Genomic DNA, 26,901 nt, shown 5'->3' on the forward strand with positions numbered 1-26,901 from the left:
CTGTTGAGGATGCGACGCCTGTAACGCCCGTAGACCTACGCTGAAGTGGCACGTCGAGCAAGAGTGTCAGCGGAAGGGGATGTTCATGGGTAGTCCAGAAGGGCAGGGCCCGCGGGACGAGCAGCACTTGGGGCCCGTGGTGCGCCGGCGTGAGCAGATCACCCCGGGCACCACCGACCAGCGTCTCCTCGACACCGACGCCGAGGGCCAGTCGGAGTGGGTGCACACCGACCCCTGGCGGGTCATGCGCATCCAGTCGGAATTCGTCGAGGGCTTCGGCGCGCTCGCCGAACTCCCCAGCGCGATCAGCGTCTTCGGCTCGGCACGCACGCCGGTCGGTTCACTGGAGTACGAGGCGGGTGTCCGCATCGGCAAGGCGCTCGTCGACGCGGGCTTCGCCGTGATCACCGGGGGCGGCCCCGGCGCCATGGAGGCCGCCAACAGGGGCGCGCGGGAGGCCAAGGGCGTCTCCGTCGGCCTCGGCATCGAGCTGCCCTTCGAGCAGGGCCTCAACGAGCACGTCGACATCGGCGTGAACTTCCGCTACTTCTTCGTGCGGAAGACCATGTTCGTGAAGTACGCCCAGGGCTTCGTGGTCCTGCCGGGCGGCCTCGGCACCCTGGACGAGCTCTTCGAGGCCCTCACCCTCGTCCAGACCCGCAAGGTGACGCGCTTCCCGATCGTCCTCTTCGGGTCGCAGTACTGGGGCGGCCTCGTCGACTGGCTGCGCGACACGGTGGTGGCGGGCGGCAAGGCATCGGAGCACGACCTGCACCTCTTCCACGTCACGGACGACGTGGACGAGGCCGTCACCCTGGTCACCAAGGAAGTCGGCCGCTAGCGCCCCGCCGGGCGGGCCGCCGCGTGGCCCGCTCGGCGCCCGCCCGCTCCGCTACGCAAGCCCCCGGCGGGCCACGGCCGGGTCCCGGTGCCCGGCGATGGTGGCGACCATGTCCAGGACCTGCCGCGTCTCGGCGACCTCGTGCACCCGGTACACCTGCGCCCCCAGCCAGGCCGACACGGCGGTCGTGGCCAGCGTCCCGAGCACACGCTCCTTGACCGGCTTGTCGAGCGTCTCGCCGACGAAGTCCTTGTTGGACAGGGACACCAGGACGGGCCACCCGGTGTCGACCATCTCCCCGAGCCGCCGCGTCGCCTCCAGCGAATGCCGCGTGTTCTTCCCGAAGTCGTGCCCGGGATCGATCATCACGGATTCACGCGGGACCCCGAGCGCGACCGCGCGCTCGGCGAGGCCGAGGGTGACCGAGAGGATGTCGGCCATGACGTCGTCGTACGCCAGCCGGTGGGGACGGGTCCGCGGCTCGGCGCCACCCGCGTGCGTGCACACCAGACCCACGCCGTACCGGGCGGCCACCTCCGCCAGCCGGGGGTCGACCCCGCCCCACGCGTCGTTCAGGAGGTCCGCGCCCGCCTCGCAGACGGCCTCGCCGACCTCATGCCGCCAGGTGTCGACGCTGATGACGACATCGGGGAACCGCTTGCGCACGTCGGCGACGAAACCGACCGTCCGGCGCGCCTCCTCCTCGGCCGTCACCTCCTCGCCCGGACCGGCCTTGACCCCGCCGATGTCGATGATGGCGGCGCCCTCCGACACAGCCTGCTCCACGCGGGCGAGCGCGGGCTCGTCACGGAACGTGGCGCCCTGGTCGTAGAAGGAGTCAGGGGTCCGGTTCACGATCGCCATGATCACCGGCTCGTGCGCGTCGAATTCACGCCTGCCAAGCCTGAGCATCCCCTGTGAGCCTCCTTCGTCGGTGCCGTGGTCCGGCCGCCTGCGACCTTAACTGTCACAGGGGCATGGCACGATCAGAGCCTGACAGTTTCAGCACGGCAGTCGAGCGTGGGGGCCTGAAGAGATGGTCTTGTTCTTGTTCCTGGTCATCGCCCTCGTCGTGGTGGTCGGCGCGGTGACCCTGGCCGTGGTGGGCGGCGGGGAGCGCGCCGTGCTGCCCGACGTGCCGGCCGAGCGGTTCACCGACCCGCTGCCGCCGGACCGCGCCCTGCGCCGCGCGGACGTGGAGGCACTGCGCTTCCCGCTGACCGTGCGGGGCTACCGCATGGCGGACGTGGACGACGCGCTCGGCCGCCTCGCCGCCGAACTCGCCGAGCGTGACGCCCACATCGCGGAGCTGGAGGCGGCCCTCGCGGGCGCCCAGGCGACCGCGGTCGGCGGCCCCGGCCTCCTCAAGACGCACGCCCCGGCCATGCCCGAGGACCAGACGGCCCCGAAGGACGCGGCCGAAGAGGAGCACGGACGGTGAGCGGCGACGCGGTGGCGGGCCCGGACGGCAGACTGCGCTGCCCCTGGGGCCTCTCGACCGAGGACTACGTGGCGTACCACGACGAGGAATGGGGCCGCCCGGTCCGCGGGGACGACGCGCTGTACGAGCGGCTCTGCCTGGAGGCCTTCCAGTCGGGCCTCTCCTGGATCACGATCCTGCGCCGCCGCGAGGGCTTCCGTGCCGCCTTCGCGAACTTCGAGATCGCCGAGGTCGCGCGGTTCACGGACGTCGACCGGGAGCGGCTCCTCGCCGACCCCGGCATCATCCGCAACCGCGCCAAGGTCGACGCGACCCTCGCCAACGCGCGCGTGCTCGCCGGCTGGTCCGAGGGAGAGCTCGACGAGCTCATCTGGTCGCACGCGCCGGACCCGGCGACCCGCAAGGCTCCGGGCGCGCTGGCCGACGTACCGGCGATCACGCCCGAGTCCACGGCCCTGTCCAAGGCCCTGAAGAAGCGCGGCATCCGATTCGTCGGCCCCACCACGGCGTACGCCCTGATGCAGGCCTGCGGCCTGGTGAACGACCACCTGGAGGACTGCGTGATCCGCGTCCCCCAGGCCCACTAGAGCGGCCTAGCGGCCCAGGTACTTCGGCTTCGCCTTGTCCAGGAACGCCTGGACGGCGATCGCGTGGTCCTCGGACGCGCCCGCCTTCGTCTGCAGCTCGTCCTCCTTCTCCAGGGCCTCGTCCAGGGTGTGGCCCGCCGCGTAGGCGAGCGACTCCTTGAGGGCCCCGTAGGCGAGGGTGGGGCCCTCGGCCAGGGTGCGGGCCAGCTTCTCGGCCTCGGCCGCCAACTCGGCCTCGGGGACGACCCTGTTGGCGATGCCCAGGTCGTACGCCTCCTGCGCGCCGATGTTGCGCGGGAACAGCAGCAGGTCGCTCGCGCGGCCGGGCCCGATCACACGCTGCAGCGTCCAGGAGACGCCCGAGTCGGCGGTCAGCGCGACCCCGGCGAAGGACGTGTTGAAGCGCGCGGTGTCCGCGACGATCCGGTAGTCGGCGGCGAGTGCGAAGCCGAGACCCGCGCCCGCCGCGACGCCGTTGACCCCGGCGACGACCGGCTTGGCCATCCCGGTCAGCGCGCGCAGGACGGGGTTGTAGTGCTCCCGCACCGTGCTCATCGTCTGTCCGGTGCCCGCCGCGCGGTCCGCCATGAGGGAACCGACGTGTTCTTTCAGGTCCTGCCCCACACAGAAGGCGCGCCCCGTCGCGGTGAGCAGTACGGCACGGACCGCGGGGTCCGACCCGGCCGACTGCACCGCCTCGCGCAGGGCGACCTTGGCCTCGATGTTCATCGCGTTCATCGCCTCGGGGCGGTTGAGCGTGATGGTCGCGAGCCCGTCGCTCACCTCGTAGAGCACGGTGTCGGCCATGGTGAATCCCCTCCAGTGGTCCTGCGCCGGTCATCTTTGTCCGAGCCCAGCATGACGGAGATCATCGGGCTCCGACATGAGGGGAGATATGTGACCTGCGTCAAAGAATTCCTGGCCATGGAGGCGTGAGGGGCGGCGAAGTATCGCAGCCACATCGCCGAATTGAGTGGTTTTGCGGGCGCGCGTTGCGCAAGCGATGCAGACCGATGTTGGTCATCGGGTCCTGCCATGCGGGATAATGGCCTGGAAGCAATGTGTTCGATGCCGGTGACACCTGGGTTGTCGGCTGCGATGAGCTGGTTTCAGGAAGGGGAACGAGCATGGCGGCCATGAAGCCGCGGACGGGCGACGGCCCGCTCGAGGTGACCAAGGAGGGGCGGGGCATCGTCATGCGCGTTCCGCTCGAAGGCGGCGGACGACTTGTCGTCGAACTGACTCCGGACGAGGCCGATGCACTCGGCGACGCCCTGAAGAAGGTCGTCGGCTGACGCGGAAGCGCCCACACTTTTTCACTGCCCCGGCATCGTCACGACATGCCGGGGCAGTGCTATGTCCGGGCTTCGGAGAGTGCGGGAACTAGCGCTTCACGGCGCAGAGAAGGCCGTCGCCCACCGGGAGCAGGGCCGGCATCAGGTCCTGGCTCTCGCGCACGGTGCGCAGGAGCTCGCGGATGCGCAGCACCTCGGCGGGCTGCGGGCCGGAGTCCACCGTCCGGCCGTCGGAGAAGGCGCCCTCGAAGCAGACGAGCCCGCCGGGGCGCAACAGGCGCAACGATTCAGCGAGGTAGTCCAGGTACTCCGTGCGGTCACCGTCGCAGAACACGAGGTCGTAGCCGCCGTCCGCGAGGCGCGGGAGTACGTCGAGTGCGCGGCCCGGGATGAAGCGGGCGCGGTTGCCGGCGAACCCGGCGGCGCGGAAGGCCTCCCGGGCGAACTGCTGGCGCTCGGGCTCGGGGTCGACGGTGGTCAGCACGCCGTCGGGCCGCATTCCGTGCAGCAGGTGGAGCCCGGACACGCCCGTGCCCGTCCCGATCTCGGCGACGGCCTTGGCGTCCGCCGTGGCGGCGAGCAGGCGCAGTGCGGCGCCGGTACCGGGAGACACCGAGGGCAGGCCCGCGTCCTCGGCCCGGTCACGGGCCCAGCGTGTGGCCTCGTCCTCGGCGACAAAGGCGTCGGCGAACGCCCAGCTCGTCTGCCGGTTGCCGGTAATGGCCCTCTCCTGTCCCCGTGGGTGCCTGGCCGTGACTGTATCCGTTGGGGGTGGGAACCCGCAGATGGGACCGGGCGTTTAGTAGGGGTAGGCGGACGCCGGGGGTAACGAATGGATCAAGACTGGCTGCGGGCCCTGCGACCAGGCAGGACACCTGGCAGGAAGCCCGTACCAAATTCCAGTAAAAACGCTTATCCGGAGCTAACGGGCGAGGTGGTTATGGTAGGGGCTCCACTGGACACCACCAGAGCCGACAGGGGAGGTGCGGCTGCGTCCGCGGATCGGGGAGGAGCGCTGAGGCGCTTTCTCGGATTGGCGGGTGAGCCGAAATCCGTGACCGACACCGCTGACCGATTCCACACCGCCCACTCCGCTCAGACCGCGACCTTTGCCGCTGATGCGGAATCGCAGGCGTGGACTCCGCCCACCTGGGAGGAGATCGTCAGCACGCACAGCGGACGCGTCTATCGCCTCGCCTATCGCCTGACCGGCAATCAGCACGACGCCGAGGACCTCACGCAAGAGGTCTTCGTCCGTGTCTTCCGGTCCCTGTCGACCTACACCCCCGGCACGTTCGAGGGCTGGCTGCACCGCATCACCACGAATCTCTTCCTGGACATGGTGCGCCGCAAGCAGCGCATCCGTTTCGACGCCCTCGGGGACGACGCGGCCGAGCGCCTCCCCAGCCGTGAGCCGTCGCCGCAGCAGGTCTTCAACGACACGCACTTCGACGCGGACGTCCAGCAGGCCCTCGACACCCTCGCGCCCGAGTTCCGTGCGGCAGTGGTCCTGTGCGACATCGAAGGCCTCTCGTACGAGGAGATCGCCGCGACGCTCGGCGTCAAGCTGGGCACGGTCCGCAGCCGTATCCACCGTGGCCGTTCGCAGCTCCGCAAGGCCCTACAGCACCGGTCGCCCGAAGCCCGCGCCGAGCGCCGCTCGCTCGCAGGAGCCGTGGCGCTGGGAGGAGGGGGCGCGACCGCGTGAGTGGATCACGGTCGAATCCTGCCGAGCGGCATCTGGCCGAGCAGCATCTGGGGGACCGACTCGCCGCCCTGGTGGACGGTGAGTTGGGCCATGACGCGCGTGAGCGGGTTCTCGCTCATCTCGCGACCTGTCCGAAGTGCAAGACCGAGGCCGACGCGCAGCGCCGGCTCAAGAGCGTCTTCGCCGAGGCGGCGCCGCCGCCTCCCTCCGAGAGTTTCCTCGCCCGGCTCCAAGGCCTTCCCGGCGGTGGCAGCGAGCCCCCTTCCGGCCCAAGACCCCCTGGAAGCGGCGGCTTCGCCACCGCGGACAGCGAGTCAGGGCTGCCGCCGAGCGGAGTCTTCGGCGTGCGGCCCGAGACCTTCGGCTACGCACCGTCGGGCAGCCATGCCGCGGTGCTGCCGACTTCGGGGCGCGGCTTCCGCATCCATGACGTCGACCGCCGTGACGTCGGGCGTGCCGAGGCCGAGCGGTCGCTGTGGCGCGGGCGCCGGTTCGCCTTCGCCGCCGCGGGTGCGGTGTCGCTGGCCGCGATAGCGCTGGGCGGCGTCACGACGGGCATACCCGCCGACCCGGGTGACCCGCGCGCGGGCTCGGGCACGAGCAACAGCTCCGGCAGCAACACCTCGGGCAACAGCAAGAGCAGCGCGTCGCCGATGCGTTCGCCGGGCTCGGGGGTCACCGTGGCTCCCGATTCGGTGCGCCGCCGTGGCAGCGGACCGCTGTCGGTGCAGGGCCAGCGCCCCGGGGTCCTCGCGGCGCCGGTCGCGCCCACGCAGGCGACCGGGCCCCTGCTGCCCGGCGTGCCCGCGCGGGGCCCTCGTGTCCAGCAGCCCGAGCCGGTGTACGCGGGGCAGCAGGTCGCGGCGCCGATGCTGACCGGCGCGGCGATCATGTCCCCGCTGATCCGTCCGGTCCCTCCCGTCGTACAGGGCAGCACGTTCCCCGCGGGCACCGCGGCGGCCTCGCCCACCGAGGCCAGGCTGCAGGGCTCTTCGCAGATACGCTGACGTGCTCTGCGCTTCGGCGCGGGAACCTGGTTGAATCCTGGGTGGGCCGTGCCTGCCCGAGGCTTGTGGCGGGCGCGGAGATGAGCACGTGATCGGCGTCCGCCGTAGGCCAGGTGTGGGGAGAGCATGGACGAGGGCAAGCCCACAAAGGCGAAGTGGTGGAGCCGCCCCAGGCCGGCCTCCACGCCGGACGGAACGGGGCCTCCCGACGAGGGGACGGGCGCCACGGGCCGAGCGGAGGACGCCTCGGGCGACTTCACCCTGGCCGCGGCGACACCGCCCGACACCGCGACTGCCCCGCCCGCCGTTGAGGCGTCGGCAGGCGCCGCCCCTGGTGACCTGGCCGGGGGCGCTCCGCCTTCCGGCTACCCCGCCGAGGGAGCCCCGGCTGCGGCCACGCTGCCCGGCTCCGGTGCCGTGCCCCCGGCCGCGATCGCCCCGGGGGTTCCCGCCCAGGCCGCCACGGCCACGGGTTCGTCGGCAGGCGTCACCCCTGATGACCTGGCCAGGAACGCTGCGGCTCCGAGCTACCCCGCCGAGGGAGCCCCGGCCACGCTGCCCGGCTCCGGTGCCGCGACCCCGGCCGCGACTGCCCCGGGGGTTCCCACTCAATCCGCCACGGCCACTGGTGCCCCGGCAGGCGCCACCCCTGGTGATCTGGCCGGGGGCGCTTCGCCTTCCGGCTACCCCGCCGAAGGGGCCCCCGCTGCGGCCACCCTGCCCGGGGCGGAGCCTGGTTACGGTGCCCTGGGTGCGCACGATGCGGCCACTGGCCCGGGTGTTCCCGGCGATCGGCCCCGCCCGCTGCACGACCCCGATCCGTACAGCACGCCGCCCTACGGTGAGCCCGGTCCCTGGGCCCCCGCCCCGCCCGTACAGCACCCTGCGGCGACCCCCGCCCACGGCACGCAGCTCCCGGCGGCGCAGCACGGCGGAACCCCGCCCCACGGCACTCCCGGCCCGGCTCCGGCCCCCGCCCACGGAGTCGCCCCGCAGCCACAGCCGCAAGCCCAGCCCCAGCCCCAAGCCGTCGTCCCGCCCCGGCAGCCCTATGACCCGTGGAACGCGCCCCTCCAGCAGAGCGGAGCCGTGCCTGTGGATGAGGCTAAGCAGAAGAAGCAGGCGCGGCGGCTCATTCTGGTCGGGGTCACCGTCATCACCCTCGTGGCCGGCGGGATCGGCGGAGCCATCGGGGCCTACGTCGAGCGGAACGCCGGCGTCTCGGACATCGAGCTGCCGCAGGCGGATTCGCAGGACAAGGCCCGCGCCAAGGACAGCGTCGCCGGGATCGCGGCGAGCTCGCTGCCCGGCGTCGTGACGCTGCACGTCAGCGGCGACGAGGCGCAAGGCACCGGCACCGGCTTCGTCCTTGACGGCAAGGGCCACATCCTCACCAACAACCACGTGGTCGAGCCCGCGGGGACGGGCGGCGAGATATCGGTGACGTTCAGCGGCGGAGAGACCGCCAAGGCGGAGGTCATCGGCCGCGACGCCGGTTACGACCTCGCCGTGGTCAAGGTCTCCGGCGTACGCGGACTGAAGCCGCTGCCCCTCGGCAACTCCGAGAACGTGCAGGTGGGCGACCCGGTAGTCGCCATAGGAGCCCCCTTCGACCTGGCCAACACCGTCACCTCCGGCATCATCAGCGCCAAGGAGCGCCCCATCACCGCCGGTGGCGAGAAGGGCGACGGCAGCGACGTCAGTTACGTCGACGCGCTCCAGACCGACGCACCCATCAACCCCGGAAACTCCGGCGGCCCGCTGGTCGACTCCGAAGCCCGGGTCATCGGCATCAACAGCGCCATCCGTTCCGCCGACGACAGCTCGGCCCCCGGCGGCGGCCAGGCGGGTTCCATCGGCCTCGGCTTCGCCATCCCCATCAACCAGGGCAAGCGCGTCGCCGAAGAGCTGATCAACACCGGCAAGGCCACGCACCCTGTAATCGGTGTCACGCTCGACATGGAGTACACGGGCGACGGCGCCCGCGTCGGCGAGAAGGGCAAGGACGGCGGCCCCGCCGTGAACGAGGGGGGTCCGGGCGACCGCGCCGGGATCAAACCCGGCGACGTCATCACCGAAGTCGACGGCCGGCGCATCCACTCCGGCGACGAACTCATCGTCAAGATCCGCGCCCACCGGCCCAAGGACCGCCTCGAGCTGACCGTCCAGCGAGCGGGAAAGGACCGGAAAGTGACACTGGTGCTCGGCGGGTCGGACGGGAACTGATCCACGTCTGTCGCCCAGCGGCTACCGGACGGACAGGAACGCCGGGTACCGTGGACCCGGTCCGGATGGCAAGGAGCTCAAGGTGTTCTCAGACATTGGCCCGCTCGAGGTAGTGGCGCTGATCATCCTCGCCGTGCTCGTTTTCGGCCCGGACAAGCTGCCCAAGCTCATTCAGGACGCCTCGCGGACCATTCGTAAGATCCGTGAATTCTCGGACAGCGCCAAGGCGGACATCCGCAGTGAACTCGGCCCGGAATTCAAGGACTTCGAGTTCGAGGACCTGAATCCGAAGACCTTCATCCGCAAGCAGCTCGACAACGACGAGCTCGGCCTGAAGGAAATCCGGAACGGCTTCGACCTGAAGAAGGAGATGGCCGAGGTCACGGACGCCGTGCACGGGCGGGAGAGTGAATCCTCCGACGGCGCGACCGGCACGGACAGCGCGTCCGACGCGGGCGGCGGCCGCGTCGACATGGCCAAGAAGGACGGCCGTGGCGACCGTGTCGACATGGCCGAGAAGCCCGAGAAGGCCGCGCCCGCCGACCATCCGCCGTACGACGCGGACGCCACCTGACCTCCTCCGCGGCGCCCCCGGCGAGCCCCTGAGCACGCCCATCGGCATGCCTTTCGAGTCACCCGACCGCCGACCGGTGTCCCAGCTTCCGGAACGGGTGTGGCTATCCTGCCTTGTTGTCCGGCTGAGGACGCCCGAGGGGGGCGGGCCCTGCGGACCGATGAGAACGAGGAGGCGGCCGGGTACATGGAGACGACAAGTCGCGTAGGCGCACAGGCGCCGGCCGCGGACGGCACCGCACAGGCGATGCCCTCCGCCCGGCGCACGGTCGACAGCTATCTGCTGGCGCCCTTCCCCTGGTACGGCCTCGACGAGGCCTTCACGGGCGAGCGCTGGCTGATGCAGGTCGGCACCGCCGCGGACGGCACGGTGGAGCACGGCTCCATCGGGCACGGCGATGAGCCGTCGGTACGGAGTGACGGACCCTTCGGCAACAACGAAAAGGAGCGCTTCGCGGCCGTGGTGACCGTCGCGGCCAACCCGGTGCGGCGCAGCCCGGACGGCACGGGCCTGCTCGAGGCGACGTCGGTGTCGTCCGCGGCCTGGCTCGCCGGAGTGGGTCTGCTGTCCTTCACCTGGCCCAGCCAGATGGACCACAGCCTGCGCGACGACTGGCTGGACCAGCAGACCGAGACGGCCTGGGTCCTGGCCGACGACCTGCAGGGTGAGGACTGGTCGACGCTCTCGCTCCCGGTGGACGGGGTGCCGACCTCGTTCCACTACCGCGAGTCCGAGTTCGGCTGGGTGCTCGCCGGGTCCACGGAGGAAGGCGTCCACCTGGGTGCCTACGGTCGTGGCATGAGCGCGTACGGCCTGGGCTTCTCCGTGGTCAAGGACATCCACGACTACGCGGCCGGTTAGGACGCGGCCGGCCGGTCGGGCCGCCGCACACATACGCCGATGGGGGCGCCGCTCATGACGAGCGGCGCCCCCATCGGCGTACGGCAGAAGCCCGGGAAGGCCTCAGAACTTGTTGCGCGGGGTGATCCCCAGCGTCATGCCCGCGAGGCCGCGCTGACGGCCGCCCAGCTTGCCAGCGATCGTGCGCAGCGCCGAGCCGGCCGGGGAGTCCGGGTCCGTCAGGACGACCGGCTTGCCCTCGTCGCCGCCCTCGCGCAGGCGGACGTCGATCGGGATGGAGCCGAGGACCGGGACGTTGGCGCCCGTCGTCTTCGTGAGGCCCTCGGCGACACGCTGGCCGCCGCCCGTGCCGAAGACGTCGACCATCTCGCCGCAGTGCGGGCAGGGCAGCCCCGCCATGTTCTCGACGACGCCGACGATCTTCTGGTGGGTCTGCACCGCGATGGAGCCCGCGCGCTCGGCGACCTCGGCCGCCGCCTGCTGGGGCGTCGTCACGACGAGGATCTCGGCGTTCGGGACCAGCTGGGCGACGGAGATCGCGATGTCGCCGGTGCCCGGGGGCAGGTCGAGGAGCAGGACGTCCAGGTCGCCCCAGAAGACGTCCGCGAGGAACTGCTGGAGGGCACGGTGGAGCATCGGGCCACGCCACACGACCGGGGCGTTGCCCGGCGTGAACATGCCGATCGAGATGACCTTCACGCCGTTCGCCGACGGCGGCATGATCATGTCCTCGACCTGGGTGGGCTTGCCGTCCGCGCCCAGCATCCGGGGCACGGAGTGGCCGTAGATGTCCGCGTCCACGACGCCGACCTTCAGGCCGTCCGCCGCCATCGCGGCCGCCAGGTTCACCGTCACCGAGGACTTGCCGACGCCGCCCTTGCCGGACGCGACGGCGTAGACACGGGTCAGGGAGCCGGGCTTGGCGAAGGGGACCTCGCGCTCGGCGGTGCCGCCGCGCAGCGCGCTCGCCAGCTCCTTGCGCTGCTCGTCGCTCATCACGTCGAGCGTGACGTCGACGCGCGTGACGCCTTCGACGGCGGCGACCGCGTCGGTCACGTTCTTCGTGATGGTCTCGCGCATCGGGCACCCGGAGACCGTGAGGTACACGGTGACCGCCACCACCCCGTCAGGGGAGATGTCTACCGATTTGACCATCCCCAATTCGGTGATGGGTCGATGGATCTCGGGGTCGTTCACCGTCGCCAGTGCTTCACGCACCGCGTCTTCCGTAGCCATAAGACCGATAGTACGGCGCGGTAACCCCGCCCCGGAAAGAGCCGTCAACGGTCGCCTACGTCACGCCCGCCGCTCTCCTCGGCCGGGAATACGACGCGGTGGCCCCTGCGCTGCTCCTCCAGCTCCTTGACCAGGTCCTGGAGTTCGCTGCGGATCCAGTCGCGGGTGGCCACCTCGCCGAGGCCCATGCGCAGCGAGGCGATCTCGCGGCTCAGATACTCGGTGTCCGCGATGGACCGCTCGTTCTGTTTGCGGTCCTGTTCGAGGTTGACCCGGTCCCGGTCGTCCTGCCGGTTCTGCGCCAGCAGGATCAGGGGCGCCGCGTACGAGGCCTGGAGGGAGAGCGCGAGGGTCAGGAACAGGAAGGGGAACGGGTCGAAGCGCAGCACCTCGGGAGCCCAGACGTTCCAGGCCACCCAGACGATGATCGTGACCGTCATCCAGACGATGAAGCGCCCCGTGCCCAGGAACCGCGCGATCCGCTCCGAGAGGCGCCCGAACGCCTCGGGGTCGTACTCCGGCAGGAACTTGCGGCGCGGCGGCCGCGGCTGGTCGAGCCGGAAGCGGGGAGCGGTCCGCTGCTCGGCGCGGTTGTCCCGCTCCCGGTCAGCCGGCGGCATGAGGAGCCTCCTCCTGGTGGAATTCCGTCTCGCGCCAGTCGTCCGGCAGCATGTGGTCGAGCACGTCGTCGACGGTGACGGCGCCGAGCAGCGAGCCGCCCTCGTCGACGACGGGGGCCGCCACCATGTCGTACGTGGCGAAGAACCCGGCGACCTGGGGCAGCGCGGTCTCCGGCGCCAGTGTCTGCAGGTCGTCGTCGAGGATCGAGCTGACCAGCGTGTACGGCGGATCGCGCAGGAGCCGCTGGAAGTGCACGGTACCCAGGTACTTGCCGGTCGGCGTCTCGTCGGGCGGGCGGCACACGTAGACCTGCGCGGCGAGGGCGGGGGACAGGTCCTGCTGGCGCACCCGCGCGAGGGCGTCGGCGACCGTGGCGTCCGGCCGGAGCACGATCGGCTCGGTCGTCATCAGACCGCCCGCGGTGCGCTCCTCGTACGCCATCAGGCGCCGTACGTCGGCGGCGTCGTCCGGCTGCATCAGCGTGAGCAGCCGTTCCTTGTCCTCCTCGGGGAGTTCGGCGAGCAGGTCGGCGGCGTCGTCCGGGTCCATGGCCTCCAGGACGTCGGCGGCGCGCTCCTCCTTGAGCTTGCCGAGGATCTCGATCTGGTCGTCCTCGGGGAGCTCTTCGAGGACATCGGCGAGCCGGTCGTCGTCGAGGGCGGTGGCGACCTCCGCACGCCGTTTCGGCGTCAAGTGGTGCAGGACGTTGGCGAGGTCGGCGGGGCGCAGCTGTTCGAAGGTGGCGAGCAGACTCTCGGCACCCTGACCGTGCTCCTCGAGCGAGAAGCCGTCGACGGCCGACCACTCGACGGTCAGCGTCTCGCCCTTGCGCCGGAAGGTGCCGCCCTTCCCCTTGCGCACGAAGACCCGGTCGATCTCCCAGTCGCGACGGGCCGGCAGCTGCTGCACCGCCACGTCGAGGACGGTGACCTCCTCGTCCGACTCGACGAGCCTGACCCGCCGGTCGAGCATCTCGCCGAGCACGAGCCGCTCGGTGGGCCGCTGCTCGAAGCGCCGCACGTTCAGTACGCCGGTCGTGATGACCTGGCCCGACTCGATGCCCGTCACCCGGGTCATGGGCAGGAAGATGCGGCGCCGCGTGGACAGCTCGACGACGAGACCGAGCAGCCGGGGCGGCCTGCGGTTCACCCGCAGCATCGCGACCAGGTCGCGCACCCGGCCCACCTGGTCGCCGTTCGGGTCGAAGACGGCGGTACCGGCCAGATGTGACACGAAGACCCGGGAGGCGCTAGCCGCCATCGCACGCCCCCTCCTCTGCTCGTGACCTTTTCATGCCGTTCTGTCAGTCAATGCGGGCTTCAGGCTAGCCCGTCCCGGTCGGATACGCCCCGGTGGGGCGTCCGGCCGCACTGGCGACAATCTACCTAGTCAGCACGGGTACGCTGCCGTACTGCCGTAGCCGTAGCCGTCGTCCCCACGAGAGGCAGCGCCCCCTGTGTCAGCGATTCCCCCGGTCCGCCGTACCCGCAAGACGGCACTCGTGAGCGCGATGTGCGCGGGTCTCGTCCTGGGGATCACCGGTCTGACCGGGTGCAGCAGCGAAGAGGATCCGGACGCGGGCACGAACGGCATCGGCAAACTCTCCGCCGCGAAGATCCAGGGCAAGACCCGCGCGGCGGCCGACGCGGCACCCGCCGTGCGGCTCTCGGGCACGCTGGTCAGCAAGGGCCACACGTACAAGCTCGACATGCGGCTCAAGGACGAGGGCGGCAGCGGCTCGGTCACCTCGAAGGGCGAGACCTTCCAGCTGCTGCGCGTCGGCAAGCAGCTCTACCTGATGGCCGACTCCGCCTTCTGGACCCACGAGGACGCCAAGGGCGGCGAGAAGCCCGGCAAGGCCGACGAGGACGCCGCGGCGAAGCTCGACGGCAAGTACGTGAAGGTCCCCGAGGAAGACGCGTCCTACCAGCAGCTCAGCGGCTTCACCGACAAGGACCTCCTCCTTGAGGGCATGCTCACCCTGCACGGCGAACTCGCCACCGGTGAGCGCGGCACGACGTCGGGCAACCCCAGCATCAAGATCACCGGCGACAAGGGCGCGGGCGGCACCCTGGACGTCTCCCTCAAGGGCAAGCCCTACCCGCTGCGCCTGCAGCGCGCGGGCGACGCGGGCACGCTCCGGCTCAGCGACTGGGGCAGGGACTTCACCCTGGAGGAGCCGGCCAAGGACGAGATGGTGGACTACGGCGAGCAGTTGCCCGACTCGTAGCCGACCGGTTCGAGGTCCGGTCAGCCCCGCCGCTTCTTCCGCTTGAACAACAGCCGGGGCAGCGCCTCGGGCACCGGCTCGCGGGTCGTCGCCCCGGTCGGCAGCGGCGGGGCCGCGAGTGAGCCGTCGGGCAGGTCGGTGATCGCATCCCGCGGGGTGAGCCGCACGACCCGGCACTCGTCCGCCCAACGCTGCGGCATCCGCTCGCCGTCAGGCGCGTTCAGGCGCTTGCCCTTGAGCTCGGCGACGGCCGCCTCCCACGCCTCGGAGCGCGGCGCGAGCTCGGTCACCGCCGCCGTCCAGGCGATGAGCCGACCGCCCTTGTCCTTGCTGCGTACGGTCACTTCGGCGGTGCCGCCGTCGACGAGGCCCGGCAGCGGCTGCTCGCCGGGGCCGTCGCCGATGAGGTACGCCGCGCCCTCGTGCCACACGTGCCACAGCGCACGGGCAGGGCCTTCGCCGCGCACCCAGATGAGGCCGGACTTCTTGGTGGCCTCCTCGACGAGGGCCTGGGCGAGCAGCGTGTCTGTCATGCGCGCAGCCTATCGAGCCGCCCGCACCGTACGCCTAGAGCCAGCCGTTGCGCTTCAGGGTGCGGTGGATGGTGTAGCAGGCTCCGGCGATGAGACCGAGCACCATCGGGTAGCCGAACCGCCAGTGCAGTTCCGGCATGTGGTCGAAGTTCATGCCGTAGACCCCGCAGACCGCCGTCGGCACGGCGATGATCGCCGCCCAGGAGGTGATCTTGCGCATGTCCTCGTTCTGCGCGACCGCGGCCTGCGCGAGGTTGGCCTGGAGGATCGAGTTGAGCAGTTCGTCGAAGCCGACGACCTGCTCCTGGACGCGAGCCAAGTGGTCGGCGACGTCACGGAAGTACTTCTGGATGTCCGGGTCGACCAGGCGCATCGGGCGCTCGCTCAGCAGCAGCATGGGCCGAAGCAGCGGCGAGACGGCCCGCTTGAACTCCAGGACCTCCCGCTTGAGCTGGTAGATCCGCCCGGCGTCGACACCGCGCGCGGAGCCCTTGCCCTTGCTCGGGGCGGAGAACACCTCGGTCTCGACCTCGTCGATGTCGTCCTGCATGGCGTCGGCCACCGCGAGATAACCGTCGACGACGTGGTCGGCGATGGTGTGCAGGACGGCGGACGGCCCCTTGGCGAGGAGCTCGGGCTCCTCCTGGAGCCGGCGCCGCAGGCCGCGCAGCGAGCCGTGGCCGCCGTGCCGCACCGTGATGAAGAAGTCCCGCCCGGTGAAGCACATCACCTCGCCGGTCTCCACGATCTCGCTGGTGGCGGTGAGTTCGGCGTGCTCCACGTAGTGGATGGTCTTGAAGACGGTGAAGAGCGTGTCGTCGTACCGCTCCAGCTTGGGCCGCTGGTGTGCGTGCACCGCGTCCTCGACGGCCAGCGGGTGCAGCCCGAACTCGGCGGCGATACCGGAGAATTCCTCCTCCGTCGGCTCGTGCAGACCGATCCAGGCGAAGCCGCCCTCGCGGCGCACCTGGAGCATCGCCTCGTGCGGCGTGAGCGTGTCGTCGCAGGCCGCGCGACGGCCGTCGCGGTAGACGGCGCAGTCGACGACGGCGGAGGCGGCGGTGGGGTCACGGGTGGTGTCGTACGAGCTGTAGGCGCTGCCGTCCTTGCGGAGCGAGGGACGTACGGCGGCGCGAAGGTCACGGATCATCGACATGGGCAGGCTCCTTTGACGGAGGCCGCCGGCGACAGGTGGAACTACCCGGAATGGGGACGTCCTGCTGAGGATGTTTGGCACGTCCACAAAGCGGGGAGCACCGCACCATCGCGGTGGCAGCTTCGCTACTGACTCAGATCAGAGAACTCAGAGAGATCAGGTGGAAACGAAGTGCTCTTCCGTCGCACGCAAGCACGGGGAGTACAGACGCACGGTGGCAGCTACAGGGCTGCGTGAGGTGTCAGACGGAAGAACGGGTGGTACTGCACGGTCGACTTCGATCCATGGCAGCCCCACCTCCTCCGGCCGGTCCCCCGTAGGGGAAGTCCCAAGCGCGTAGCGCGCCAAGTCATCTGCCCGGGCTTGAAAGCGCGCTCTGCGTGCTGCCCGGAACCAGCGGCCAACACTATCAGCCGACTGAAGTGTCAAGCCCCGTCTTTACCCGCCACTGACGAGTTCTATGCTCGCGTCATGGCTGATGTTCTTGCTCTGGTCGAGGCCCGTCTCCGCACTGGCCTCGGTGAACCGGACGCCCGCGCCGCGGTGACCTTCCTCGGCACCGACCGCGTCGAAGTGCTGCGTTTCACGGACGGGGACCTGGTCAGATACGCCACCCTCGGCATGTCGGCCCAGCCGATGGCCGACCCCACCGCCGCGCTGGCCGACCCGGTCAAGGGCCCGCGCGCGGAGCTGGTCCTCACGGTACGAGGCGGGGCCGCCGACACGGACAAGGTGCTGCGCCCCCTCGCCGTGCTGGCAGCCTCGCCCCAGGTCGAGGGCCTGATCGTGGCTCCCGGCGCCTCGCTCGACGTGGGTGAACCACTGTGGCCCGGCGCGCAGTTCACGTCGGTGCTCGTCGCGGAGCCCGGCGGCCTGGTGGAGGACCTGGACCTTGACGAACCGATGGATCCCGTACGGTTCCTGCCGCTGCTGCCCATGACGCCGAACGAGGGCGCGTGGAAGCGCGTGCACGGCGCGCAAGCCCTTCAGGAGCGCTGGCTCAACAGCGGGACGGACCTGCGCGATCCGCTGCGCAAGTCCGTGGCCCTGGACTGAAGTCCCGTACGCGGGTCCTCAGTTGGCGAAGACGGTGACGCCGTCCTCCGCCGCGTGCTTCGGTTCGAGCTCCTCGGCCTCGTGCGCCAGGGAGTCCTTGCGGACCCAGACCACGACCGCGCCGAGCACCGCCGTGACGGCCGCGACCACGAAGGGGATGTGGATGTCGCTCCACTCCTCGATCTTCGGGGCGAAGAACGGGGCGGCGGCTGCCGCGAACCACCGGACGAAGTTGTAACCGGCGCTGGCCACCGGGCGCGGCGCGTCCGAGACGCCGAGCGCGAGCTCGGTGTAGACGGTGTTGTTCACGCCGATGAAGGCGCCGGACAGGATCGTGCAGACGATGGCCGTGGCGTGGTTGCCGTACCCGAGCACCAGCACGTCCGCCGCGAGCAGCACCAGTGAACCGCCGAGCACCTTCAGCGAGCCGAACCTCGCCTGCAGCCGCGGGGCCACGAGCACCGAGAAGACGGCGAGCAGCAGGCCCCAGGCGAAGAAGATCGCCCCCGACTTGTACGGGGTCATGTTCAGGACGAACGGCGTGAAGGCCAGGACCGTGAAGAACGTGTAGTTGTAGAAGAACGCGGAGGCGGCGGCCGACGCGAGCCCGCCGTGACCGAGGGCCTTGATCGGCGCGAGCAGTGAGGTCTTCTGCGCGGGCCTCGGCTGCTCCTTCAGGAACGCCGTGATGCACAGGAAGCCGACCGCCATCAGGACGGCCGTGCCGAAGAACGGGTAGCGCCAGCTCGCGTTGCCGAGCACCGCGCCGAGCAGCGGCCCGCACGCCATGCCCAGACCGAGCGCCGACTCGTACAGCAGGATCGCCGCGGCGCTGCCGCCGGCCGCCGCGCCGACGATGACCGCGAGCGCCGTCGACACGAAGAGCGCGTTGCCAAGGCCCCATCCCGCGCGGAACCCGACCAGCTCGCCGACCGATCCCGAGGTGCCGGCGAGGCCCGCGAAGACCACGACGAGCGCGAGGCCGAGCAGCAGGGTCTTCTTGCCGCCGATCCGGCTGGAGACGAACCCGGTCACCAGCATCGCGACGGCGGTGATCAGGAAGTACGAGGTGAAGAGCAGGGAGACCTGACTGGCGGAGGCGTCCAGGCCCTTGGCGATGGAGGGGAGGATCGGGTCGACGAGCCCGATGCCCATGAAGGCGACGACGGACGCGCCGGCGGTGGCCCAGACAGCCTTCGGCTGACGCAGAAGGCTGGTCGCTCCCTCGTCGAACGGGTCCCCTCCGGAGGGACCTCCTGTGCTGCTGTTCATGCCTGCTCCTTTAGCGGCTTCCTTCGAGATCGTTGACGTATACACATATTAGTTAGCCAAGCTAAAAGATGCAAGCTACATCTAGTTTCGCCTGGTGGCAGGGCCACCGGACGGGTGATCGTCCTTGACGGGGCGACGACCGGGGAGGACCGTTGGTCGCTATGAGGGGCGAACCCAGTTGCCCGAAGTGTGGTGGCCGGGTCAGGGCTCCCGGCCTCTTTGCCGACTCCTGGCAGTGCGATGTGCACGGGACGGTGCATCCGCTGCAACCTGTGATCCCGCCGAGCGTCGAGGCGCTCCAGGTCGTGGTGCACCGCGCGCAGGTGCCGGTCTGGATGCCGTGGCCGCTGCCGGTCGGCTGGCTGTTCACGGGCGTGGCCTGCGCGGGCGACGACCGCAGCGGCGGCCGTGCCACCGCGGTGGCCTGCTCGGGGCCCGCGCCGCTCGGCGGCATGGGCGAGCTGGTCCTGGTCGCCGAGGAACTCGGCGTCGGTCTCGGCGCGCGGTACGCCGGAGTCGACGGCCCGGACCCCGGTCCCTATCTGAACGTCGAGAAGCCGCCGCAGGCCAAGCTGCTCGCGGCGGGCCGCCCGACCCCGATGTGGCACGTGGCGGGCACGCCGGACGACCGCGCGGTCTTCGCGGGCGAGGCGCGCGGCCTGTGGCTGTGGGCGATCGCGTGGCCCGAGCAGTCGGGACTCCTGATGTACGACGAGCTGGTCCTCACCGACCTGCGTGACGCGGGCGCGGAGGTGGACCTGCTGCCGTGCGGGGCGCTTTCGCCGCGGATCTTGATGCCGTGAGGTGCTGATGTGTGTGGCGGGGGGTGGGTGGCCGGTGCGGGTGGCCGGGCGGTGAGGGGGGCTTCTTCGGGGCGGCGGACTGGTCGGTGAGGCGGGCTTTACCAGGGCGGCGGGCCGGTCAGTGAGGCGGGCTTCTCCGGGGCGGTGGGTCGGTCAGTGAGAGGGGTCTCCTCTGGGGCGGGCGGTGGAGCGTTCGAGTCCCGTTATCCTTGAGCGTCCCCCTTGCGACCGTCCTTCGTGGACCGGTCCGCCCCGCCCCGTCAGAGCCTGGAGTCCGCGTCGTGCGCATCGACCTGCACACCCACTCCACCGCCTCCGACGGCACGGACACCCCGGCGCAGCTGGTGCGCAACGCAGCCGCCGCCGGACTCGATGTCGTCGCCCTCACGGACCACGACACCACCCGCGGTTACGCGGAGGCCGTCACGGCCCTGGAAGGGCTCGACCGGGGCCTCACTCTCGTCACCGGCGCCGAACTCTCGTGCCGCCTCGACGGTGTGGGTCTGCACATGCTGGCCTACCTCTTCGACCCCGACGAGCCGGAGCTCGCCCGTGAGCGTGAGCTCGTGCGCGACGACCGGGTGCCCCGCGCGAAGGCGATGATCGGCAAGCTCCGGGAGCTCGGCGTCCCGGTCACCTGGGAGCAGGTCGCGCGCATCGCGGGCGACGGCTCGGTCGGCCGCCCGCACATCGCCGAGGCCCTGGTGGAGCTGGGCGTCGTGCCCACCGTCTCGGACGCATTCACTGAGGACTGGCTCGCCGACGGTGGCCGTGCGTACGCCGAGAAGCACGAACTGGACCCCTTCGACGCGATCCGCCTGGTCAAGGCCGCGGGCGGCGTCACCGTCTTCGCGCACCCGGCGGCCGTCAAGCGTGGCCAGGTGGTGCCGGAGGCCGCGATAGCGGCGCTGGCCGCCGCCGGACTCGACGGCGTCGAGGCCGACCACATGGACCACGACCCGGCCACCCGCACCCGGCTGCACGGCCTCGCCGCGGACCTCGGCCTGCTGGCCACCGGGTCGAGCGACTACCACGGCAGCCGCAAGACCTGCGTGCTCGGGGAGTTCACCACCGACCCCGAGATCTACGGGGAGATCACGCGGCGCGCGACCGGGGCGTTCCCGGTGCCGGGCGCGGGCGGACGCGCCGGCGCGTAGCGCCACCCCCCCTCCGCCACACCCGCACCCTCACTTCCTCCCATTCCGCCGCGCCCGTGCGGCGTTTTCGTACGCTCACTTCTCTGCAAGGCCATCACTGTGTTCGACGTCGCCGTCTTCGGCTCCCTCTTCCTCACCCTTTTTGTGATCATGGATCCCCCTGGGATCACGCCGATCTTCCTCGGACTCACCTCCGGCCGCCCGGCCAAGGTGCAGAAGAAGATGGCCTTCCAGGCTGTCTGCGTCGCCTTCGGCGTCATCGCGGTCTTCGGTGTCCTGGGGCACCAGATCCTCGACTACCTGCATGTCTCCGTCCCCGCGCTGATGATCGCGGGCGGCCTGCTGCTCCTGCTGATCGCGCTCGACCTGCTCACCGGCAAGACGGACGAGCCGAAGCAGACCAAGGACGTGAACGTCGCCCTCGTGCCGCTCGGCATGCCGCTGCTCGCGGGTCCCGGCGCGATCGTCTCCGTCATCCTGGCCGTCCAGGACGCCGACAGCGTCGGTACGCAGATCTCCGTGTGGGCGGCGATCGTGGCGATGCACGTCGTGCTGTGGCTCGTGATGCGCTACTCGCTGCTGATCATCCGGGTCATCAAGGACGGCGGCGTGGTCCTGGTGACGCGGCTCGCGGGCATGATGCTGTCCGCGATCGCGGTGCAGCAGATCATCAACGGCGTGACCCAGGTGATCAACGGCGCCTAGCCAGGGCTCTACTGGCGGAAGCGTTGCGGAAGTGTTCGGGCGCATGCCAAGGGGCGTTCGGGAACATGCCAAGGGCCCCCGTACCAAAGGTGTACGGGGGCCCTTCAACCTGTGCGCGCAGCCTGTGCGCGCCGCTTATGCGTGCAACCTGGCGTTACGAGGCCGGGGATTCGGCCGGTCGGATATAGATGCGCTGGCCGATCGCTGCGGCCTGCTGCACGATCCGATTGACGGAGGCGGCGTCTACGACGGTCCGGTCCACGGCGGCGCCGTCGACGTCGTCGAGTCGCATGATTTCGAAGCGCATAAGGCTTCTCCCTTCGTCTGGTCATCCTCCTGAAGGAGAACTACTGGTGTGGTGACCGCCGGGACAGCTGTGTCCGGCGTTCCATACGGGTACAACGAGTTGCCCCCAGCAAACATTCCCTACGCTAAGGAAATTTTTCGACAGACTAATTACTCGCGAGTAGCGGAACCGGTTGTGTTCGCTGCGTGACCAACGGGACAATGGCACCGATGAACGACGAGATCGAGATCAGCACCCAGATCAGTGCCCAGCTGGAGCGCGCGACCAACCTCCTCGAGCGCATGCTCGCCGAGGTGGCGAAGACGCCGTCCACGCACGCGATCTTCGTCGACGCCGGATATGTGTACGCCGCGGCGGGACGGCTCGCGGTCGGCACGGAGGACCGGCGCGCCTTCGACCTGGACGCGGAGGGGCTGATCGAGGCGTTCATCGACAAGGCCCGCACGATCTTCGCGGACAGCCGTCTGCTGCGCGTCTACTGGTACGACGGTGCGCGGCGCCGCATCCACACGGTGGAGCAGCAGTCGATCGCGGAGCTGCCGGACGTCAAGGTGCGTCTCGGCAACCTCAACGCGAACAATCAACAGAAGGGCGTGGATTCCCTCATCCGGACGGATCTGGAGTCACTCGCCAGGCATCGCGCCATCAGCGACGCGGCCCTGATCGGCGGCGACGAGGACCTGGTCTCGGCGGTGGAGGCGGCGCAGGGGTACGGCGCGCGGGTGCACCTGTGGGGCATCGAGGCGGCCGAGGGCCGCAATCAGGCGGAGCCACTGCTGTGGGAGGTCGACAGTCAGCGCACGTTCGACCTCGACTTCTTCAAGCCGTACGTGTCCCGGCGCTCGGTCACGACGTATGCGACGTACGAAGGCGCGGGCGCACCGCGGCCCGCGCGGGAGGACGTGCGTTTCGTGGGCGCGCAGATCGCCGCCAAATGGCTGGCCGCGCGGGGGCGTGCGGCGCTGGTGGACCTGCTGCCCGGGCATCCGTACCTGCCCGGGTCCGTGGACCAGGAGCTCCTGGTGGAGGCCGAGAAGCTGCTCGCGTACTCGCTGCGGGGGCAGTCGGACCTGCGGCGGGCGCTGCGGGACGGGTTCTGGGAGCATCTGCAGACGCAGTATTAGCCTCTTGTGAGCTTTTGGTGCTGACCGCCGGTCGGCTTCCTGGTGGGCTCTGCTTCGGCTCTGGGCGCGCACTCAGCCCTCGTCGGCGTGCATCCGGTCCCAGAAGGCGATGAGGGCGGCGGCGGTCTCCGCGGGGCGGTCGGTGTTGGGGGAGTGCTCGGCGCCGGCGATGACCGTGCGGTGGGCGTGCAGCCGGGCCGCCATGTCGTCCAGCCAGGGGATGGGCCAGGTGTCGTCGCGCTCGCCGGAGATGACGTGCTTGCGCAAGGGGAGTGCGGCGAGCTCCGTGACGCGGTCGGGCTCGACGCAGAGCTGCTTGCCGGTGGCGATGAGCTGGGCGGGACTGTGCCGCAGCCAGCGGGCGCGCAGGGCGTCGCCGTCGAGGTCTGTCTCCTCCGGCGGATCCATCGCCTGGATGGCCGCCCATGCCTCGTCCATCGACAGGACGCCGAGCGCGTCCGTCAGCATCTTGGCGCGGGCCTGCTGCGAGGGGGTGATCTGGGCCGGGCCTGACGCCATCAGGGTGAGCGAGGCGAAAGTGCGGGCCCCGAGCCCGGCGGCGCGGAGAACGGCGGCGCGGGCGATGAGGCCTCCGAGGGAGTGGCCCAGGAGGTGCGGGGCGCGCGCGACCCCGTCGGGCTGGGTGAGGGGGTCGGCTTCGGTGCCTGCTTGAGTGAGGGCGTCAACTTGCGCGAGGACGTCTTGGGCCAACTCGTCCTGAGCGTAAGGGAGTTCGTCGTCGGCCGGCCCCGGGGTCTCGTACTGTCCGCGTCCGTCGACGGAGACGGCTCGGTACCCGGCATCTGCGATGGGCTTGAGCAGCGCGATGAAGTCCTCCTTGCTCCCGGTGAAGCCGGGCAGCAGCAGGACGGTGCCCTTGGCCTGGCCGGCCGGGCGGGCGTCAAGGACGGCGAAGTCGCCGCGCGCGGTCCGGAGACGCCGGGCGTCGACGCCGGGGGGCGGGGTGAAGGTCGGGGGCCTGCTCATGCCTTGAGGCTAGCTGGCGGGTGGGTCGGGTGGGCTGGGTGTTCGGCGGGCACGGGGCGCGGGGCGCTGGGGCCGCTGGTGCTTTGCGGGGCGGGGCCGCTGCTGGTGACTTGCTTGCTCGCGCTTCGCGCGGATCTCTGGCGCGGGTCCGCGGGCCCCCCGTAGCCGCAGGGGGTGGGGCTGCTCTGCTGGTGCGTTGTGGGTGTCTTGCCCGCGCTTCGCGCGGAATTTTTGCCCACCCACCCGCCCGCCCGATTGCCCTGCAGTCGTAGGGGGGTGGGGTTGTTTCGCTGGTGGGCTGTGGGCGCTTGTCTGCGCTTGCGCAGATTTTCCCACCCGGCCGCCCGATTGCCCCAGGTCGGAGCACCCTGGGTGGGATTTTCAGCGCGCGCGTGGTCGTGCGTGGCCTTGGGGCTGAGCGGCCCCGTCTGCCCCGTACGTCCTGCTCGCCCTCGCCCAGGGATGCGAGGCGGTCGGAGTGGGTGGCGGGGAGGTCCGGCGCGGAACGGAGCGGTGCGTTGTGGCTCGGCCCTCGTGACGGGGAGTCGGCACGGGGCAGGCAGGCCGAAGGCCCGGTCCCCCGTGGGGGCCGGGCCTTCGGGCGTTTCTGCTCAAGCGGAGCGCGTCAGCTCTCCTCGGCCGGCGCAGCCACCGCCTTGCGGGTCCTGCGGCGCGGCTTGGCGACCGTGGCCTCCTCGGCGACAGCCGGAGCCTCCGCGGCCTTGCGCGTACGGCGACGCGGCTTGGTCTCCTCCGTCGGCTGCGCGGGGATCCCGGCCTCGGCCTTGTCCACCGTCGCCTCCGCGGCCTTGCGGGTGCGGCGGCGGGGCTTCTCTGCCGGGGTCTCGGCGGCCTCGGCCACCTCTGCCACCGGCTCCGCGGCCTTGCGGGTGCGGCGGCGGGGCTTCTCCGCCGGGGCCTCGGCCTCAGCGGTGTCGACTGCTGTCTCCGCTGCCACCGCGGCCTTGCGAGTGCGGCGGGGCTTGGTGGCGGGCGCCTCGGCCTCGGCGGCCTCGGCCACCTCCGCCACCGGCTCCGCTGCCTTGCGCGTGCGGCGACGCGGCTTCGCCGTCTCGCCCTCGGCCGTGTCGACCGCTGCCTCCGCGGTCTCCGCGGCCTTGCGGGTGCGGCGGCGGGGCTTCTCTGCCGGGGTCTCGGCGGCCTCGGCCACCTCTGCCACCGGCTCCGCTGCCTTGCGGGTACGGCGGCGGGGCTTCTCCGCCGGGGCCTCGGCCTCGGCCGTGTCGACTGCTGTCTCCGCTGCCACCGCGGCCTTGCGAGTCCGGCGGCGCGGCTTCTCCGCGGGCGCCTCGGGCTCGGGCGTCTCCACGACCTCGACCGTCGCGACCGTCTCGACCACTGCCTCCGCAGCCTCCGCACCGTTCCGCGTCCGGCGGCGGCGACGCGGCGTGCGCGGCTCCGTCGGCTCGGCCTCGGGGGCGGCTACCGCCGCAGGAGCGGCGGCCTCGGCGACCGCCACCGCCGGGGTCTCAAGGGGAGTACCCGAACGGGTGCGGCGGCGCCGACGCGGCGTACGCGCCTCACGCGGCTCGCGCTCCGGCTCGGAAGCGCGGCCACGGTCACGACCACCGTCACGGCCGCCATCACGACCACCGTCACGGCCACGGTCGCGACCACGCGAGCCGCCCTTGCCGCCGGTCTCGCCGAGGTCCTCGATCTCCTCGGCGCGCAGCCCGGCACGGGTCCGCTCGGCGCGCGGCAGCACACCCTTGGTGCCCGCCGGGATGTTCAGCTCCTCGTACAGGTGAGGAGAGCTGGAGTACGTCTCGACCGGGTCGTTGAAGCCGAGGTTCAGCGCCTTGTTGATCAGCTGCCAGCGCGGGATGTCGTCCCAGTCGACCAGCGTGATCGCGATGCCCTTGGCACCCGCGCGACCGGTGCGGCCGATGCGGTGCAGGTACGTCTTCTCGTCCTCGGGGGACTGGTAGTTGATGACGTGCGTGACGCCACCGACGTCGATGCCGCGCGCGGCGACGTCCGTGCAGACGAGCACGTCCACCTTGCCGTTGCGGAACGCGCGCAGCGCCTGCTCGCGGGCGCCCTGCCCGAGGTCACCGTGCACGGCACCCGAGGCGAAGCCACGCTTCTCGAGCTGCTCGGCGATGTCGGCGGCGGTCCGCTTCGTGCGGCAGAAGATCATCGCGAGTCCGCGGCCCTCGGCCTGCAGGATGCGCGAGACCATCTCGGGCTTGTCCATGTTGTGCGCGCGGAAGACGTGCTGCTTCGTGTTCGCGACGGTCTGGCCCTCGTCGTCCGGCGCGGTGGCGCGGATGTGCGTGGGCTGCGACATGTAACGACGGGCCAGGCCGATGACCGCGCCCGGCATGGTCGCCGAGAACAGCATCGTCTGACGCTTCGGCGGCAGCATGTTGATGATCCGCTCGACGTCGGGCAGGAAGCCCAGGTCGAGCATCTCGTCGGCCTCGTCGAGGACCAGGCACTTGATGTGCTTGAGGTTGAGCTTCTTCTGGCCCGCGAGGTCGAGCAGACGCCCCGGCGTGCCGACGACGATGTCGATGCCCTTCTTGAGGGCCTCGACCTGCGGCTCGTAGGCACGGCCGCCGTATATGGCGAGAACGCGTACGTTCCGTGCCTTGCCGGCGGTCAGGAGGTCGTTCGTGACCTGCTGGCAGAGCTCACGCGTGGGGACGACGATGAGCGCCTGCGGTGCGTCGGTCAGCTGCTCGGGCTTGGCCCGGCCGGCCTCGACGTCCGCGGGGACGGTGACGCGCTCCAGGAGCGGGAGACCGAAGCCGAGCGTCTTGCCGGTGCCGGTCTTGGCCTGGCCGATGACGTCGCTGCCCGAGAGCGCGACGGGGAGCGTCATCTCCTGGATGGGGAAAGGGCTGATGATGCCGACGGCCTCTAGGGCCTCGGCCGTCTCGGAGAGAATTCCGAGATCGCGGAAAGTCGTAGTCAGGGCATTGCCTCTTCTGTGAGACGCGGCCCGAGGCGAACGCTGGGGGGTCGTGACCGTGCCACTACCGCCGGCTGCTTGGGCCGGGGGCGCGGGACCACTGCCTGCGCTCGAGCGCTCGTACCGCTGAGGTTCCCTCCTCGTGCCGTCCGCACTGCGCGGGCCGCCTGGAGGGCTGTCGGGTCGGAGCCGATCGGGCCTCCGACCGGGCATCCTCATTCGTACGGCCCGTCGAA

At 70.9% G+C, this 26,901-nt stretch carries 27 protein-coding genes; 15 read left to right on the plus strand and 12 right to left on the minus strand.

Translation table 11 applies throughout. From position 1 onward, the window contains the following. Positions 1–85 precede the first annotated feature (85 nt). Entirely contained in the window at positions 86–841 is a 756-nt protein-coding gene (locus ACWGIH_RS05920; protein WP_453452153.1) for an LOG family protein, read from the plus strand. A 51-nt stretch (positions 842–892) separates the two neighbouring features. Here ACWGIH_RS05920 and folP read toward each other — a convergent pair whose 3' ends face one another. After that, entirely contained in the window at positions 893–1,753 is an 861-nt protein-coding gene (folP, locus tag ACWGIH_RS05925; RefSeq protein WP_365820236.1) for a dihydropteroate synthase, read from the minus strand. A 124-nt stretch (positions 1,754–1,877) separates the two neighbouring features. On the opposite strand from folP, the gene ACWGIH_RS05930 reads away from it, so the two are divergent. After that, entirely contained in the window at positions 1,878–2,282 is a 405-nt protein-coding gene (locus ACWGIH_RS05930; RefSeq protein WP_453452152.1) for a DivIVA domain-containing protein, read from the plus strand. Further along, a complete protein-coding gene (locus ACWGIH_RS05935; RefSeq protein WP_453452151.1) occupies positions 2,279–2,869 on the plus strand; it encodes a DNA-3-methyladenine glycosylase I in 591 nt (196 codons plus the stop codon). Before ACWGIH_RS05930 ends, ACWGIH_RS05935 begins: the two co-directional genes overlap by 4 nt. A 6-nt stretch (positions 2,870–2,875) precedes the next feature. Here the strand turns inward: ACWGIH_RS05935 and chcB are convergent, their stop codons facing one another. Continuing rightward, positions 2,876–3,676 carry a 2-cyclohexenylcarbonyl CoA isomerase gene (chcB, locus tag ACWGIH_RS05940; protein ID WP_453452150.1) on the minus strand — a complete coding sequence of 267 codons (801 nt, stop codon included), beginning with the start codon at positions 3,674–3,676 and terminating at the stop codon, positions 2,876–2,878. A gap of 320 nt (positions 3,677–3,996) precedes the next feature. Between chcB and ACWGIH_RS05945 the strand changes: the two genes are divergently transcribed. Beyond that, positions 3,997–4,164, plus strand: a complete 168-nt coding sequence (locus tag ACWGIH_RS05945; RefSeq protein ID WP_003966491.1) for a DUF3117 domain-containing protein — start codon at positions 3,997–3,999, stop codon at positions 4,162–4,164. 88 nt (positions 4,165–4,252) lie between these two features. Here the strand turns inward: ACWGIH_RS05945 and ACWGIH_RS05950 are convergent, their stop codons facing one another. After that, the gene (locus tag ACWGIH_RS05950) at positions 4,253–4,951 is read right to left on the minus strand and encodes an O-methyltransferase (RefSeq protein ID WP_453452168.1); all 699 of its coding nucleotides are present in this window, start codon (positions 4,949–4,951) and stop codon (positions 4,253–4,255) included. Between the two features lie 153 nt (positions 4,952–5,104). Here ACWGIH_RS05950 and sigE point away from each other — a divergent pair, with 153 nt between their 5' ends. The 5 genes from sigE to ACWGIH_RS05975 all read left to right on the plus strand — a co-directional run bounded on the left by sigE (position 5,105) and on the right by ACWGIH_RS05975 (position 10,540). Beyond that, positions 5,105–5,872, plus strand: a complete 768-nt coding sequence (gene sigE, locus ACWGIH_RS05955; RefSeq protein WP_363308023.1) for an RNA polymerase sigma factor SigE — start codon at positions 5,105–5,107, stop codon at positions 5,870–5,872. Next, on the plus strand, positions 5,869–6,879 hold the full coding sequence (locus ACWGIH_RS05960; protein ID WP_453452149.1) for an anti-sigma factor family protein: 1,011 nt from the start codon (positions 5,869–5,871) through the stop codon (positions 6,877–6,879). Before sigE ends, ACWGIH_RS05960 begins: the two co-directional genes overlap by 4 nt. Before the next feature lie 126 nt (positions 6,880–7,005). Then, positions 7,006–9,105 (plus strand): trypsin-like peptidase domain-containing protein, encoded by a 2,100-nt coding sequence (locus ACWGIH_RS05965; protein WP_453452148.1) that lies wholly within the window; start codon positions 7,006–7,008, stop codon positions 9,103–9,105. 82 nt (positions 9,106–9,187) lie between these two features. Next, on the plus strand, positions 9,188–9,679 hold the full coding sequence (locus ACWGIH_RS05970) for a sec-independent translocase (protein WP_453452147.1): 492 nt from the start codon (positions 9,188–9,190) through the stop codon (positions 9,677–9,679). A gap of 186 nt (positions 9,680–9,865) precedes the next feature. Further along, entirely contained in the window at positions 9,866–10,540 is a 675-nt protein-coding gene (locus ACWGIH_RS05975) for a hypothetical protein (protein ID WP_453452146.1), read from the plus strand. Between the two features lie 102 nt (positions 10,541–10,642). On the opposite strand, the gene ACWGIH_RS05980 is transcribed toward ACWGIH_RS05975, so the two are convergent. From ACWGIH_RS05980 to ACWGIH_RS05990, 3 genes are read right to left on the minus strand one after another with little or no spacing between them, the layout of a single operon-like run. Continuing rightward, a complete protein-coding gene (locus ACWGIH_RS05980) occupies positions 10,643–11,776 on the minus strand; it encodes an Mrp/NBP35 family ATP-binding protein (RefSeq protein ID WP_190082089.1) in 1,134 nt (377 codons plus the stop codon). Between the two features lie 44 nt (positions 11,777–11,820). After that, positions 11,821–12,396 carry a DUF1003 domain-containing protein gene (locus ACWGIH_RS05985; RefSeq protein WP_451206559.1) on the minus strand — a complete coding sequence of 192 codons (576 nt, stop codon included), beginning with the start codon at positions 12,394–12,396 and terminating at the stop codon, positions 11,821–11,823. After that, positions 12,383–13,657 (minus strand): magnesium transporter MgtE N-terminal domain-containing protein, encoded by a 1,275-nt coding sequence (locus ACWGIH_RS05990; RefSeq protein ID WP_453444057.1) that lies wholly within the window; start codon positions 13,655–13,657, stop codon positions 12,383–12,385. Before ACWGIH_RS05990 ends, ACWGIH_RS05985 begins: the two co-directional genes overlap by 14 nt. A 250-nt stretch (positions 13,658–13,907) precedes the next feature. On the opposite strand from ACWGIH_RS05990, the gene ACWGIH_RS05995 reads away from it, so the two are divergent. Beyond that, positions 13,908–14,627, plus strand: coding sequence for a hypothetical protein (locus ACWGIH_RS05995; protein ID WP_453444288.1), 720 nt, complete (start codon positions 13,908–13,910; stop codon positions 14,625–14,627). A 20-nt stretch (positions 14,628–14,647) separates the two neighbouring features. Here the strand turns inward: ACWGIH_RS05995 and ACWGIH_RS06000 are convergent, their stop codons facing one another. Both ACWGIH_RS06000 and ACWGIH_RS06005 read right to left on the minus strand, forming a co-directional pair. Next, complete coding sequence (locus ACWGIH_RS06000; protein WP_453444059.1) at positions 14,648–15,160, minus strand: hypothetical protein; 513 nt, start codon at positions 15,158–15,160, stop codon at positions 14,648–14,650. Between the two features lie 34 nt (positions 15,161–15,194). Then, positions 15,195–16,316 carry a magnesium and cobalt transport protein CorA gene (locus ACWGIH_RS06005; RefSeq protein ID WP_453444061.1) on the minus strand — a complete coding sequence of 374 codons (1,122 nt, stop codon included), beginning with the start codon at positions 16,314–16,316 and terminating at the stop codon, positions 15,195–15,197. 471 nt (positions 16,317–16,787) lie between these two features. Between ACWGIH_RS06005 and ACWGIH_RS06010 the strand changes: the two genes are divergently transcribed. Further along, positions 16,788–17,372: a suppressor of fused domain protein gene (locus ACWGIH_RS06010; protein WP_453444063.1), complete on the plus strand. Its 585-nt coding sequence runs from the start codon at positions 16,788–16,790 to the stop codon at positions 17,370–17,372. A gap of 18 nt (positions 17,373–17,390) precedes the next feature. On the opposite strand, the gene ACWGIH_RS06015 is transcribed toward ACWGIH_RS06010, so the two are convergent. Further along, on the minus strand, positions 17,391–18,644 hold the full coding sequence (locus tag ACWGIH_RS06015; RefSeq protein WP_453444065.1) for an MFS transporter: 1,254 nt from the start codon (positions 18,642–18,644) through the stop codon (positions 17,391–17,393). A 161-nt stretch (positions 18,645–18,805) separates the two neighbouring features. On the opposite strand from ACWGIH_RS06015, the gene ACWGIH_RS06020 reads away from it, so the two are divergent. The 3 genes from ACWGIH_RS06020 (at position 18,806) to ACWGIH_RS06030 (ending at position 21,309) form a co-directional block, all read left to right on the plus strand. Continuing rightward, positions 18,806–19,447 carry a DUF6758 family protein gene (locus tag ACWGIH_RS06020; protein ID WP_365820266.1) on the plus strand — a complete coding sequence of 214 codons (642 nt, stop codon included), beginning with the start codon at positions 18,806–18,808 and terminating at the stop codon, positions 19,445–19,447. Between the two features lie 281 nt (positions 19,448–19,728). Continuing rightward, positions 19,729–20,604, plus strand: a complete 876-nt coding sequence (locus ACWGIH_RS06025; protein ID WP_453444067.1) for a PHP domain-containing protein — start codon at positions 19,729–19,731, stop codon at positions 20,602–20,604. A gap of 99 nt (positions 20,605–20,703) precedes the next feature. Then, positions 20,704–21,309: a MarC family protein gene (locus ACWGIH_RS06030; RefSeq protein WP_451206536.1), complete on the plus strand. Its 606-nt coding sequence runs from the start codon at positions 20,704–20,706 to the stop codon at positions 21,307–21,309. 154 nt (positions 21,310–21,463) lie between these two features. Here the strand turns inward: ACWGIH_RS06030 and ACWGIH_RS06035 are convergent, their stop codons facing one another. Then, entirely contained in the window at positions 21,464–21,616 is a 153-nt protein-coding gene (locus ACWGIH_RS06035; protein WP_167829028.1) for a hypothetical protein, read from the minus strand. 209 nt (positions 21,617–21,825) lie between these two features. Between ACWGIH_RS06035 and ACWGIH_RS06040 the strand changes: the two genes are divergently transcribed. Next, positions 21,826–22,740 carry an NYN domain-containing protein gene (locus ACWGIH_RS06040; RefSeq protein ID WP_453444069.1) on the plus strand — a complete coding sequence of 305 codons (915 nt, stop codon included), beginning with the start codon at positions 21,826–21,828 and terminating at the stop codon, positions 22,738–22,740. 72 nt (positions 22,741–22,812) lie between these two features. Here the strand turns inward: ACWGIH_RS06040 and ACWGIH_RS06045 are convergent, their stop codons facing one another. Next, complete coding sequence (locus ACWGIH_RS06045; RefSeq protein WP_453444070.1) at positions 22,813–23,727, minus strand: alpha/beta fold hydrolase; 915 nt, start codon at positions 23,725–23,727, stop codon at positions 22,813–22,815. Positions 23,728–24,352: 625 nt separating this feature from the next. After that, positions 24,353–26,575, minus strand: coding sequence for a DEAD/DEAH box helicase (locus ACWGIH_RS06050; protein ID WP_453691598.1), 2,223 nt, complete (start codon positions 26,573–26,575; stop codon positions 24,353–24,355). Positions 26,576–26,901 lie beyond the last annotated feature (326 nt).

The organism is Streptomyces sp. NPDC054872 (genome assembly GCF_053610705.1).